This is a genomic window from Klebsiella sp. 28 (assembly GCF_018223905.1).
Taxonomy (GTDB): Bacteria; Pseudomonadota; Gammaproteobacteria; order Enterobacterales; family Enterobacteriaceae; genus Klebsiella; species Klebsiella pneumoniae.
The window spans coordinates 15,786-28,683 of record NZ_JAGRQY010000148.1; the positions used below are offsets into that span (position 1 = coordinate 15,786).

The 12,898-nt window shown below is 60.4% G+C and carries 8 protein-coding genes and 1 pseudogene; 3 read left to right on the top strand and 6 right to left on the bottom strand.

Annotation, left to right across the window (positions count from 1 at the left end; all coding sequences use genetic code 11):
* Positions 1–135 precede the first annotated feature (135 nt).
* From KHQ28_RS22665 to KHQ28_RS22675, 3 genes are all read left to right on the top strand, one after another.
* Complete coding sequence (locus tag KHQ28_RS22665) at positions 136–1,272, top strand: alpha/beta hydrolase (protein ID WP_004190569.1); 1,137 nt, start codon at positions 136–138, stop codon at positions 1,270–1,272.
* Between the two features lie 72 nt (positions 1,273–1,344).
* A complete protein-coding gene (locus KHQ28_RS22670; protein ID WP_004179500.1) occupies positions 1,345–2,547 on the top strand; it encodes an MFS transporter in 1,203 nt (400 codons plus the stop codon).
* Between the two features lie 78 nt (positions 2,548–2,625).
* Positions 2,626–3,495 carry an aldo/keto reductase gene (locus tag KHQ28_RS22675; protein WP_004152141.1) on the top strand — a complete coding sequence of 290 codons (870 nt, stop codon included), beginning with the start codon at positions 2,626–2,628 and terminating at the stop codon, positions 3,493–3,495.
* A 24-nt stretch (positions 3,496–3,519) separates the two neighbouring features.
* Here the strand turns inward: KHQ28_RS22675 and KHQ28_RS22680 are convergent, their stop codons facing one another.
* The 6 genes and pseudogenes from KHQ28_RS22680 to KHQ28_RS22705 form a co-directional block, all read right to left on the bottom strand.
* On the bottom strand, positions 3,520–5,718 hold the full coding sequence (locus tag KHQ28_RS22680) for a glycoside hydrolase family 2 TIM barrel-domain containing protein (RefSeq protein ID WP_055314383.1): 2,199 nt from the start codon (positions 5,716–5,718) through the stop codon (positions 3,520–3,522).
* Complete coding sequence (locus KHQ28_RS22685; protein WP_032419052.1) at positions 5,708–8,401, bottom strand: response regulator; 2,694 nt, start codon at positions 8,399–8,401, stop codon at positions 5,708–5,710. Before KHQ28_RS22685 ends, KHQ28_RS22680 begins: the two co-directional genes overlap by 11 nt.
* A 2-nt stretch (positions 8,402–8,403) precedes the next feature.
* Positions 8,404–8,838, bottom strand: coding sequence for a globin (locus tag KHQ28_RS22690; protein ID WP_019705453.1), 435 nt, complete (start codon positions 8,836–8,838; stop codon positions 8,404–8,406).
* Positions 8,835–10,229, bottom strand: a complete 1,395-nt coding sequence (locus KHQ28_RS22695) for a DUF3131 domain-containing protein (RefSeq protein WP_032419051.1) — start codon at positions 10,227–10,229, stop codon at positions 8,835–8,837. Before KHQ28_RS22695 ends, KHQ28_RS22690 begins: the two co-directional genes overlap by 4 nt.
* Complete coding sequence (locus KHQ28_RS22700) at positions 10,214–11,761, bottom strand: DUF3131 domain-containing protein (protein WP_004183756.1); 1,548 nt, start codon at positions 11,759–11,761, stop codon at positions 10,214–10,216. Before KHQ28_RS22700 ends, KHQ28_RS22695 begins: the two co-directional genes overlap by 16 nt.
* Positions 11,758–12,898: pseudogene (locus KHQ28_RS22705) on the bottom strand (DUF3131 domain-containing protein); the annotation flags it as partial. The pseudogene KHQ28_RS22705 and the gene KHQ28_RS22700, both read right to left, overlap by 4 nt.

Here is a 12,898-nt window from a genome sequence, read left to right on the forward strand (position 1 = left end):
ATGGTATTAATCTTAGCATTTTTCGCCCCCTAATAAGAACCATTACTGCTGGCTACACTAAGCGCACGACAATAAAGCAAAGCTGCATTGTCTACTGGAGACTTGCATTGATCACGTTTATTTAGGGGAATTTTGATGACGGTTTTCACCAAAAAACTGACAGCCGCGATACCCGCCATGCTGCTTTGCGCCTCATTAACTGGAGTGACAACGATGAGCTCTGCTGAGACAACTAACCCGAATGCGCCTGTTTCACTGATTGAACAATGGGATAAAACGTTTGCTGAGAGTTTGAAAGTGGATCACCGTAAGGTGACCTTCCAGAACCGCTACGGGATAACCTTAGTTGGCGATCTCTACCTGCCGAAGGATCGCGGTGAACGCAAACTGGCAGCCATTGCCGTGAGCGGTCCCTTCGGCGCGGTAAAAGAGCAGTCCAGCGGCCTGTATGCCCAGACGCTGGCCGAACAGGGGTTTGTCACCCTGGCGTTTGACCCATCGTATACGGGCGAAAGCGGTGGCTACCCACGCAACGTAGCCTCACCGGATATCAATACCGAGGATTTCAGTGCCGCGGTGGACTTTCTGGGCCTGCAAAAAGAGGTGGATCGCAACCGTATCGGTTTGCTCGGCATTTGCGGCTGGGGCGGTATGGCCCTGAACGACGCGGCGATGGACACCCGCGTCAAAGCGGTGGCGACCAGCGTCATGTATGACATGAGCCGCGCGATGGGGCATGGAGTGGGCGATGGCAAAGACCGCTATACCACTGCCGATCGTCGCGCCGTACTGCGCTATCTGAACGTGCAGCGCTGGAAAGATGCGGCAAACGGCACCTTCGTCCCCGGTGGGCATGACATTTATGTTGATGATAAGGGCAACGTCAGCGCTGCCGATCGTATTTTGCCGGAAACCTTGCCCGCCAACCCCAACCCGGTCCTGAAAGAGTTCTTCGATTATTACCGTATGCCGCGTGGTTTCCATCCGCGTTCGGTTAATTCAACCGGGGCCTGGAATGCGACGATGCCGCTGTCGTTTATGAATATGCCGCTGCTGAGTTACGCCAGCGAAGTGACTATTCCGACGCTTATCGTGACCGGCGAAAAAGCCCATTCACGCTATTTTGCCGAAGATGCCTTTAAGGCCATCGGCAGTAAAGAGAAAGCGCTGGTGATTGTCCCAGGCGCAAACCACGTCGATCTCTATGACAACGTCGCGGGCAAAATTCCCTTTGCGACGTTCGCGCAATTTTTTAAAACCAACCTGAAATAGATCTCCTGTGCCGGAGACATCCCCAAAGCCGCCACGCGCCTGCGGGCGGCTTTGTCTTGTCGGAGAGAAATAATGTCTGCATTAGGTCACACCCGGGCACACTGGAGCGGCGTCCTGGCGATGACGCTCTGCGTATTTGTGCTCATTGCCTCAGAATTTATGCCGGTCAGTCTGTTGACACCCATCGCGGGTGATTTACACATTACCGAGGGATTAGCCGGTCAGGGCATTGCGCTTTCTGGCGCGCTGGCGGTACTGACCAGCCTGACGATATCCCGTCTTACCGGATCGCTGGACCGTAAATGGCTGCTGCTGGGGCTCACGGCGTTGATGGCAGCCTCTGGGGTGATTATTGCCCTGGCGTCCAGTTTCCCGGTTTATATGCTGGGCAGAGCGCTCATTGGGATCGTCATCGGCGGCTTCTGGTCGATGTCGGCGGCAACGGCCATTCGGCTGGTGCCGCAACGCCAGGTCCCCCGCGCACTGGCCATCTTTAACGGCGGCAACGCGCTGGCCACCGTTGTGGCAGCGCCGCTGGGCAGCTACCTGGGGGCCACCGTCGGCTGGCGCGGCGCCTTTTTATGTCTTGTCCCGCTGGCGGTGCTGGCCTTCGTCTGGCAATGCATTAGCCTGCCGTCGATGAAAAGTCCGCGCGCACCACAGCGGCAGGGATCGGTGCTGCGTCTGTTCCGTCTTTCTACGCTATCCCTGGGATTGCTGGCCTGCGGACTGTTCTTTATGGGACAGTTTACCTTATTTACCTATGTGCGACCGTTTCTGGAGACGGTGACCCAGGTCAGTCCTTCTGGTCTGTCCCTGATATTGCTGACAATGGGTATCGCCGGTTTTATCGGCACGCTGCTTATTACGACCGTTCTGAATGCCCGATTTTATCCGACGCTGGTGGCTATCCCGTTGTTAATGGCCGCAATTGCCGGAACGCTTCTGCTGGCCGGACACCACACGGGATCGGTCGCCGTACTGTTAAGCCTGTGGGGGCTGCTGGCGACGGCGGCGCCCACCGGCTGGTGGACATGGATTGCGCGGACGCTGCCCGAGGATGCGGAGACGGGCGGCGGGCTGATGGTCGCCGTGATCCAGCTATCGATAGCCCTCGGGTCAACGGTAGGCGGCCTGGTGTTTGATAGTCTGGGATGGCACAGCACTTTTGCACTGAGCGGTCTGTTACTGCTGGGCGCGGCAGGGGTGACTTTTCTGCTCTCTGTCAAAATCAGATCATCTCAGCGCACTGCGATTAATGAATTGAATGCATAAGTCAAATCAGGAATGACAGGCTAATCGTGACCGCGTTCCTGTCTTACCATGGTGTTTTAACAAGAGGGGAGCTTCACCGTGGAATATTCAGTATTAAGTAACGCTCGCAAAATGCCGATGCTGGGTTTCGGCGTTTTCAAGGTGACCGATAAAGCGGAGTGTAAGCAGGCGGTGTTGAACGCCATTCGCACCGGTTATCGCCTCATCGATACCGCTGCCGTCTACGATAATGAAGATGCGGTGGGTGAGGCCGTGCGCGAAGCCATCGCCGAAGGTCTGTGTACCCGCGAGGCGCTGTTTATTACCTCCAAACTGTGGGTCCAGGACATGGCCAACACCGGGATGGCGAAAGCCGGGATTGCCGCGTCATTAAAAAAATCGGGCCTGGAATACTTTGATCTTTATTTGCTACATCAGGCGATGGGCGATTATTTCAGCGCCTGGCGTGCGCTGGAAGAGGCCTATGAGGCCGGTACCCTGAAAGCGATCGGCGTCTCCAATTTTTACCCCCATGTGTTAGCTAACTTCTGCGAAACTGTCAGAATTAAACCAATGGTGAACCAGGTTGAACTGCATCCTTATTTCGCGCAGCCCGCGGCGCTGGAAGCCATGAAGCATTATCACGTTCAGCCTGAAGCGTGGGCGCCGTTAGGCGGTGGCAGACATAATCCGTATCAAGATGCATTGCTTCGGGGGATCGCCGATGCGCACCAGAAAACCATTGCGCAGGTTGTTCTGCGCTGGAACGTGCAGCGTGGCGTCACGGTGATCCCTAAATCCACTCGCCAGGAGCGCATTGAAGAAAATTTTGCTATCTGGGATTTCGTATTAACAGACAACGAAATGGCGCAAATCAGCGCCCTGGATTTAGGCTATGTTGGCGAAGCGGTAAAACACTTCAACCCTGAGTTCGTTCGCGGATGTCTGGGGGTGAAAATCCACGACTGACCGCGGCACCGATTGGCTCCATCTTCATCTCCCCGCCTGCGCCGCGGCGACGGGCTCGGTATGCTGGTTAGCACCCACGTGTTTGCCGCGACGGTTGTCAATGCGGTAGACGATCGTCACGGGCTGCGGGCCGGCGGGGGTGACGGTCAACTCCCTGACCATTTGGCCAGCGTCGGGCGGCAGGGTCAGCGAGGTTTCTCCCTGAGCGAGCATCTGGCCATTTTGCCTGACCTGCCAGGTCAGGCGGCAATCCTCGCAGGCTGCCCAGGTATCGTTAATCGCCCACAGGCGCACCGTCGCCGGGCTTCCCTGACGCCATCTGGCGGTCACCGGCTCGATGGACGGCAGGATCGGCTGATAGGCGCGCTGCAGGGCATAGTAACCGGCCTTCGGCTGGCGCAGATAATCTACCACCCCCCAGTTGATGGAGGGCCATGTCTCGACAAACATAAAGTGGAACAGGGCGGTCACCGGCTGATAACGCTGGCGGCGATAGCTCTCCGCCGCCAGCGCCACCAGCCGGGCCTGATATGCTTGGGTGTTTTCAATCATCTCCTGAATATTGTTGCCTCGTGGAATACCGGCAAATTTAAAGGTCTGGAAAGGCTGAAAATTATGGTACTTCCATCGCACCCAGCCGGGGTCGTCGGCAGCGGTGGTTTTCGGCCACAGCAGACGGGCCGGGATAATGGTCTTCAGGGTGGAGAGCCGGGGCAGCGCCTGGGCGCCAAACTCGGTAATAATCCCGGTTTTCGCCGGGGCGAGCAGGTCGCGCAGGGTGCCGAAATACCAGCCTGCCCAGTAGTGCTCTTCGACAGCGGAAAAGCGATGCACGATGCGGGAGGTATCTTCCGCAAGCGCATCGCCCACCCGCTGCGTCAGGGTCTGATTTAAGGTTTTACGCCAGTCGGGGAAGCGTTTTTCCATCCACGGCGAGTTCCACGGCGGCTCGTTGTGGCCGCCCCAGACAATAATCGCCGGCGAATTGCCGAACTGGTCCATCATCGTCCGGGTCTGGCGCACAGCGTTCTCGGCGAAGGCGGCGCTGTCATCGTAACCCCATTGCAGGGGGACATCCTGCCAGATCATCAGTCCCATCTCATCAGCCACCTCATACAGCGCGCGGCCCGCCACGTGGCCGTGAACGCGGATGGCGTTGGCGTTCATCGCCGTGACAAGCCTGAAATCCCGACGGTACTTTTTCCGCGTCATGGTGCTTAGCCATGGGGAGCCAATATAGTTGCTGCCCTTAATGAACAGCCGTCTGTCGTTGATGCGCCAGCCCTGATTGTCCGCCAGCGCTTCCACCTTACGTAATCCGGTGCGGGTGACGGCGGTATCCATCATCCCCCGGTCATCCGTTAGGGTGGCGCGCACCCGGTAGAGGTTCGGCTTGCCTGCGCCCACGGGCCACCAGAGCTTCGCGGACGGCATGGGCAGCGAGACGTGCAGGACGCCTGCGGTTTTCTCCAGAGTGACCGCGAAGGCCTGGTGAAAACGTGGGCCGGAAAAATTGTCCGGGGTAGCCGTCAGGCGTAGCGTGACGGGGCCGGGCGTCACAGCCCGATAGCGGATTTCGGCACGCAGCATGGGCTGCTCCAGCCCCTGTTGCCAGTCCGGGCGCAGGATCACCTCGTCGATGGTGACGCCGCGGCTCAGATGGAGCCTCACCGGCGCCCAGATCCCCCCGGAGTTGGCATCCTGCCCCTGAACCGACCAGGCGCCGCCCGGACGGGTATCGTGCTGATTGAGGATCCCTTTCATCAGCGTCTTGTGCAGTGGCAAGATCTTTTGCGGGTCTTCATAGGGGCTGTCGACCCGCACGGCGAGCTGATTATGGCGGCGAACGGCCCCGGTGATGTCCACCGGGAAGCGCTGAAAATAGCCTTCGTGCCGGGTCAGCGTCTTGCCGTTGAGCGCCACCTCGGCAAAGTAATCGACGCCGTCAAACACCAGCGTAGCCATGGCGTCCGGCGTCAGGCCATGCAGGGTAAATTGATGGCGATACCACAGGGCGCCCTGATGATCGTATCCGGCGCTGTACCAGTTTGCCGGTACCCGCAGCGTGCGCCAGTCGCCGTCCGAAGCCTGCGCGCCGGCGAAGGCGCTGTCGTTGGCGTCATGCACCCGCCATTGTCCGGCCAGTGACCAGGTCACCGGCGCAGAACCGGCGTGCGCCAGCGGCAGGCAAATGACCAGCAGCAGATGACGTCTAGCGATCATGGGGAACCTCCTGCGTTCTGCGGCGCAGCCACAGGTGGCAGCCCGCGATCGCCTCGGTCAGCGCGTCGCGCAGGTCGCCCGGCACGCTTTGGTCTGGCGAGGCCGCCTGGCTCTCCAGCTGCTGGAGCACCCCGGCAAGGCGTTGAAAGCCGAGGGTGACCGCCTCGCCGCGCAGCTTGTGGGCGGTACGGCGCAGCGTCTCCCGGTCATTGGCGTCAATGGCGTGGGTAAGGGCCGACGTTGCGGCGTCAAGCCCTTCAGCGAAGAGTCCCAGCAGCTCCTCGACCAGCTCAGGATCGTCGGCGCACTGTTTTAGCAGGTGGGCCTCGTCCGGCAGGCCTTTCTCTTCCTCCAAACCGCTATCTTCCGCTGCGCCGACGCGGGCGATGGCTTCCCGTAGCGCCTCAAGACTCACTGGTTTGGCGATATAGCCGTCGAAGCCCATCGCCAGACAGCGCTCTCTATCGCCCTGCATGGCATGGGCGGTCATGGCCATCGCGGGCTGATGTTGCCTGCCCAGCGCCGGCGTCTCTTCGCGCAGCAGACGGATGGCGGTTTCACCGTCCATCTCCGGCATTTGCAGATCGATCAGCAGGAGATCCCAGCAGGCTGCGCGCCAGCGCTCCAGCGCCTCCCGGCCGTTGCTCACCACCTCGCAGCGGTGACCCAACTGCTCCAGCAGCCGTCTGGCGACCTTTTGATTAACCAGGTTGTCCTCAGCCAGCAGGATATGCAGCCCGGTCTGGTCCCTGACCGGTTCCGCAACGGGGGCTGGCGCTGTCGCCACCACCGGCGTGGGAAGGAGAATACCGGCGATAACCTGATGCAGTTCGCGCTGCGCCACCGGTTTATGCAGATAGTGGGCGATACCGATGCGCTTAAGCATATTGGCGTCAAAATGGCGGCTCATGGAGCTGAGCATAATAATCTGGCTTTGCCGGGCTTCAGGCAGGGCGGAAAGCTCCAGCGCCAGGGATACGCCGTCCATATCCGGCATCTGTGCATCCAGCAGGATCAGCGGCCAGGGCGGCCCTTCGGCGGCCCGACGTAACGCCTCGCTGGCGTTGTCCACGCAGATCGGTATCAGTCCCATCTGGCGAAGCATGGTGTCGAGCAGGCGCAGGTTGGTGCTGTTGTCGTCAACCACCAGCACCCGCTCATTGTTGAAGCGGCCCGGCGGGGCGTTAGCGGAGACGGCGGCGTGCAGACCTGCCAGCGGCAGGGTGAAGGCAAATTCACTGCCCGTCCCGGGCTGGCTCTCCACCGTCAGCTCACCGCCCATCAGGCTGACCAGGCGGGCCGAAATGGTTAATCCCAGCCCGGTGCCGCCGTAGCGGCGGGTGGTGGAGCTATCGGCCTGGCTGAAGGCTTCGAAGATTGCCTTTTGCTTTTCCGGGGCGATGCCAATCCCGGTATCGCGAATGCGAAAGCGCCAGCGGCTTTCGTCGTCGGCCGGCGCTATTGCCAGCAGAACTTCCCCCTGATGAGTGAACTTCAGCGCATTACCCAACAGGTTAGTCAGGATTTGCCGCAGCCGGGGGCCATCGACGATCAGCACCTCCGGTACCGCAGGGTAGATATCCACCAGCAGCTCAATACCCTTTTCGCTGGCGGCGGGCATATGCGGGCGGATCAGCGACTGGATAAAGGGGCGGATCTCCAGCGGCTCTTCGTCCACCTGCATCTTGCCCGACTCAATGCGTGAGAAATCAAGAATGTCGTTAATAATGTGCAGCAGCGACTGGGCTGAACTCATCACCAGCGAAAGGTACTCCCGCTGCTCCGCGGTCAGCGGCGTGTCGAGGCACAGCTGCGTCATGCCGAGAATGCCGTTCATCGGGGTGCGGATTTCGTGGCTCATATTGGCGAGGAAGGCGCTTTTCGCTTCGTTCGCCTCGCGGGCCTCCTTCGCCGCCTCAATGGCCAGCAGCTCTGCGGCTTTGCGCCGGGTAATATCCTGCAACGTGCCGATCACCCGCTCTGCCTGCTGCTGCATATTGAGGGTGACAATCTGCCCGGAGAGCAGCATCCAGCGCCAGCCCTGCGTCGGGTGCTGGACGCGAAGTTCACATTCAAAAACCGGCATATGCTCGTTTTGCGAGGCGATCATCGCCTGCTGCAGGGTAGCGCGATCGTCCTCGTGGACCAGATTGAGCATAAAACGCAGCGGATAGCGCCACTGTGCCCGCGACTGGCCGACCATCGCCAGCAGGGTGTCATTCACCTGCAGGTTGTCGTGGGAGACCTGCCAGTCCCAGATGCCGATCTGGATCGACTCCGCAGTGAATAAAAAATCGTCGTGAAGCTGGTGACGTGCGCGTCGGGCCTCGTCAAGCTCGGTGATGTCGGTATGCAGACTGACAATTCCACCATCCGCCAGCCGCTGATGCTGAACGTAAATCCGGCGGTTGCCCGACTGGCGGACTTCGCAATGGTTCGCCTGGCGGCAGTTGCGGATAATCGTCTCGCGTAGCGTCTGTTGCCGGCCAGGGTCAATGTTATAACCGGCATCGATAAACTTCTCCGCCAGGCTCTCAAGAGAAGCGCCGACGGCGAGCCAGGGCGCGATCGTTGGATAAAACAGCGCCACCTTATCATTCCAGGCCTGCAGTCGTTCGCGCTCATCGTAGATCATCACCGCCGAAGGCAGGACGTTGAGGTCGGCACGGTTAGCGGCATGCATGATCAGTGACCTGCGGTCTGATAGTGGAGCTCCGCCTGGCGGCGCAGATACTCAAGCCCGGGGGCGATCGCCATTGCCCATGCAGTGAGGATCTCTTCATCGCACAGCGGATCGCTGGCGCGGACGGTTTTGAGCATGGCTTCTCGCCACAGCGCAAAAAAACGCGGCGGCAGGCGCAGGCCTTCCTCGCTCTGCGCCCGCGCCAGCCGTTCCAGAAAATCGGGTACGAAGAGGTCGCCGTTGACCGCCAGCATGGCGAAAAAGCTTTTAAAGATCATCTGCTGGCCTGCCTCGCCGGAGCGTTGGGAGAAGTGCTGCTCGGTTTCCGGTGACATATGGATAAAGGTGCTGTAGAAGGCCTGGAAGAAGCGCTGTTTGTCGCGCTCCGGTACGACGCGATTCAGGCTGGCTTCAAAGAGATCGCGATAAAACTTCATGGTGCGCTCCTCATGACCCGTTCGCCCGGCAGGCAGCGGCGGGGCGGGTTAAATTCGTCCGTCGCGCGGCGGGCAAAGTAGCTGTTGTCATCCGCGAGGCCGTTTTTGAACAACGGCCCGGCGTTGTGTTTGTAAAACAGCGCCTCCAGCACCATGGCGTTAGTGGAGAGGGTGAGGGTGGCGTTGACGTCGCCGGTGGCCTCGACCCGCCCTTCAAACCAGCCGCGCTGCGGGTCGTTAAGATGGGTAGTGACCGCCATCAGCGCATCGGTATACTCGGTTTCCCACAGCGTCCACAGGACAAAGACCGCCTTGGTGGTCACCTGCGCCAGCCGGGGGTAGTACTTCCCGTCGTCCCCGAGCGTATTCCAGGCGTAGCCATTCCCCCAGACGGTATCTTCCACGTGCCAGGGCGCCTGGGTAAGCGAAAAATCGGCCCGGGCGGTTAGCACTTTATCCTGTGTCCAGCGCGTTTTCTGGCTGAGCCATATCCCTTCCGCCCGTTCGCGCATGGCTTTTTGTACCTCTTCCGGCACGCCGGGCGGCTGCCAGCCGAACTCCAGTCCCGGTAGCATGGCGGGCAGAGTGGAGAGCGCCACGGGTTGCCAGGTGGTTCGCGGGTCGCGGTCGTCAACGGCGAGGCGACGCTGATACATAATCACATTGCGCGTCGGGGGAGAGAAGGCCTTGCCGGCCGGGAACCCCCACAGGCGAAACGCGCTGGCGGCGTATTCACTGTCTCCCAGCCGAAGCTCCTCGCGGATCGTCCGCTGGCCGTTCTGCAGTGAGGCGGACCACAGCTCTCCGTCTTTATCGATCACCGGACAGAAGTTCCAGCGCAGGATAATTTTATCAATGTATTCACCATACTGCGGCGCGCGTTCGGCGGTGAGCCGCAGGGCGAGCATCAGTCGGGCCATATCTTTTGCTGACCAGCCGCTGGCCGCCGGTTTGCCGCTGAAGTCGACAGGGGTCGCCGTCTGAGTGGAGTATAGCCTGCCCGGCGAACCGCCGTCGGTCAGCGTCAGGCGATTGAGGGTGCCGAGCAGGGGCGTCAGGCGGGCGTCGAATTCCGCTTCCTTTACCAACCCCAGCTCTCTGGCGGCGAGCAGGGCGATAAGGGTGTCGCCCATCTGCCATAGCGTTGCGCGGGGCTGTTTGTCGCTGCCGTTGACCAGGCCGGTTTGCGGCTGGGTATTGTTCTCGACGTACCGCCAGGCGATCTGCGCCCACGAGCGCTCCTGCGGCGTCAGGCTGCTGATGCGGGCAGTGGTGTGCCAGCCGCCTTTGGTCAGCCAGCGCCACCCCGCGCCTTCGCGATAAAACAGCGCCAGGGCGATAAGAAAAAGGACGACGGCGATGGCCAGCCAGCGGGCTATGGTTTTAAGCATTGCGCGGTCACCGGCGGAAGTTTAACGGGCTCGTCAGCCTTGCAGGCGGCACACTGGCAGGCCTGGCAGGCGGGTTTGGTGCGCTGCGTGGTCCCGGTCTGCTCGCACCATGTTTTGACGGCGGGGGTGTTGCTCAGGAACGGGCGATTGCGCGGGCCGTTATTGGGTTCAAAGAGATCCACCAGCTTCTTGTCCCACAGCGACGGGGCGAAATCGCGGTTTTTCGGGTTGTCGCTGGAAAACTGCAGCAGTTTTCCCTCCTTTTTAAATAGCAGTGCTTCCAGCATGATGCCGTTGTTGTTGGCGGTAAACTCATTGATTGGCCCGTCGCCGTTCTCATACAACCCCTCGTAATAGCCTTTTCCCGCTTCGTTCGCGTTTTCAATGGCGTCCAGCAGACGATCGGTATAGGGCGAGTTCCACAGCACCCACATCCCCATCGCCGCTTTGAGCGACACGGCGGCGCTATTCGGTACGAACTGGCCTTTGTCGGTTATGGTGTTCCAGTTAAACCCGTCGCTGAACACGGTGTCATAGACAAAGTACGGGGATTTATCGAGCTGATGCTCGGAGCGGGCGGTGAGGATCCCGGTGATGGCGTAGCGATTCTCCTGGGCCTGGTAGACCCGGTCAGCGAAGTTTTTCATCCAGGGATGGGAGTACTCGCGCGGGCTGTTGTTCCGGTCACCAGGGTTATCAAAGCCAAACTCCATGCCATACAGCACGTAGGATTCACTGACCACATAGTTATGCTGGCTGGTTTGCCGTGGGTCGCGCGAATCATAGGGGACCAGCACGCAGTAAATCTCCGCCAGCTCGTAGGGCTGCGGCCGGCTGGCCTGACAGGTGTTAAATCCCCACAGCTGAAAGCCCGCCGCGCCGTACTCCTCGTATCCCAGACGGCCTTCCTGAACGTATTTGGGCTGGCCGTTTTCCAGATACGCCCCGTACAGCGTGCCGCAGGGATCGACCACATGGCTAAAATCCCACCCCAGCACCACATTATCGATGCTGTTGCTGTATTCCGGATAGCGCTCCTTGATCACCTTCAGCCAGATCAGCATTCTGCCGATATCCAGCGCCGAATAGCCGATTTCACCCGGCTTGTTCTGGTAGTTAACCTTTTGTCCGCTTATCGTGTTATAGGCTTTGTTGGGTAGTTCGTTACGGAATAAATCGAGCTTATTCAACGTGGCGAGAAACTTCAGCATCCGACGGTCGAACTCCGCCTTATCAATAATCCCCAACTCACGGGCCGCGGTCATGGCGGCCAGATAGGAGGCGCTGTCCCACATGGTGGTCGAGGGGTATTTGTTTACCGCATTGACCAGCCCGGTGGTGGGCTGAAAGTTGGCGACGAAATATTGCCAGGCATTTTTGGCGATAGTCATCTCCCTCGGCGTCAGCTCCCCGCTACGCGGGGCGTATTCCGCAGCCGGCAGACCGGTCGCGGCCTGCGCGCCGGAGAGTGAGAGCCACAGCGCCATGAGTCCGGCCAGCAGAGGAAAACGGGAAAAATAGGTCAGCTTCATGGCGTTGCTCCTGCTGAGGACGAGGGTAGAGGGGTAGGGCTCAGGCAGGCCAGACACAGCATCTGCCCCCGGGAAATGTAGGCCAGGCTTTCCAGCACGATCGCGTTGGTATCGCCGTCAACAACGTCGTTGACGCTGCGGTTGAGATTTAACCCACGCTGCCAGCCCTTGCCCGGGACCTGCAGCGTCTGGACCTGCTGGCGAAGCGCTTCGCTCCAGCTATTGCGGAACAGGGCGTACCAGGCAAAGGCGGTGCGGGTAGAGGTGATCGCCGTTTGCTCCGGGGTGGCACTGCGCGGGGCGAAGGCGCTCTGCGGCTGCCGGTCCGCCAGCGCGCTGGCATAATCCGGCGCGGGCTCGGCGTAGTCGGTGCTGATCGGCGGCTTGCTGACCCTCAGGCTATGACGGCGCTGCTGGATTTGCATGATGCGCCAGGCGATCTCCGCACTCTGCGCGTCAAAGCCCAGCTCAAGCCCGGTGAGCAGGTACGGCAGGCTGATCAGCGAAGGTTGCCGCCCCCAGGGCGTGCGCAGCCCCTCGTCGGGCACCATGATGCCGTCGATATCGATCATCTGCTGCCCCTGCGGCGGGNNACCCGCCACTGATTAAACAGATCCCGCACCGCGGCGGCGTGCTGAGGATAGCGCCAGAGCAGGGTTTGCAGGGCGGTGAGCAGGCGTCCCATACCGATGGCGGAGGAGTCCGGGTTGCCGAGGATCTGCAGCGTGTCGGCATGGTACTGAGCGGCGGGCAATCCCTGGGCGTTGAGGGGCAGTTGACCGAGGGTAAACAGGGCGGCGGCAATGCGCTCATCACCTTCGGCGGCGGTCACAATATGCAGCTGCTCTGCGGCGACCACGGCGAAAAGATAGCTGCCGACGCTCCACAGGCTGAGCCAGGGTTCGCCATCGTGCGCGTTGGCCAGGCCGTTTGGCTGGGTATTGTTGACATAATACTGCCAGGCCACCCGCGCCCAGATCGCCTCGTCAAAGGTCAGCTCGCGCGGGGGAGGGAGCGGCGGAAAATCCTGGCTCAACGTCATCCCGCCGCTGCTCTCGACGCGCGCGGGCATTTGTTTTTCCACCCACACGACAATCGCAAAACCCAGCAGGAAGCCAATGAGGATAGTGAGATAGC

Bases quoted from the DNA above. Each gene is read 5' to 3' on its own strand.
- KHQ28_RS22680 (WP_055314383.1), bottom strand. From the start codon at position 5,718: ATGATCGCTAGACGTCATCTGCTGCTGGTCATTTGCCTGCCGCTGGCG.
- KHQ28_RS22695 (WP_032419051.1), bottom strand. From the start codon at position 10,229: ATGCTTAAAACCATAGCCCGCTGGCTGGCCATCGCCGTCGTCCTTTTT.
- KHQ28_RS22670 (WP_004179500.1), top strand. From the start codon at position 1,345: ATGTCTGCATTAGGTCACACCCGGGCACACTGGAGCGGCGTCCTGGCG.
- KHQ28_RS22665 (WP_004190569.1), top strand. From the start codon at position 136: ATGACGGTTTTCACCAAAAAACTGACAGCCGCGATACCCGCCATGCTG.
- KHQ28_RS22685 (WP_032419052.1), bottom strand. From the start codon at position 8,401: ATGCATGCCGCTAACCGTGCCGACCTCAACGTCCTGCCTTCGGCGGTG.
- KHQ28_RS22700 (WP_004183756.1), bottom strand. From the start codon at position 11,761: ATGAAGCTGACCTATTTTTCCCGTTTTCCTCTGCTGGCCGGACTCATG.
- KHQ28_RS22690 (WP_019705453.1), bottom strand. From the start codon at position 8,838: ATGAAGTTTTATCGCGATCTCTTTGAAGCCAGCCTGAATCGCGTCGTA.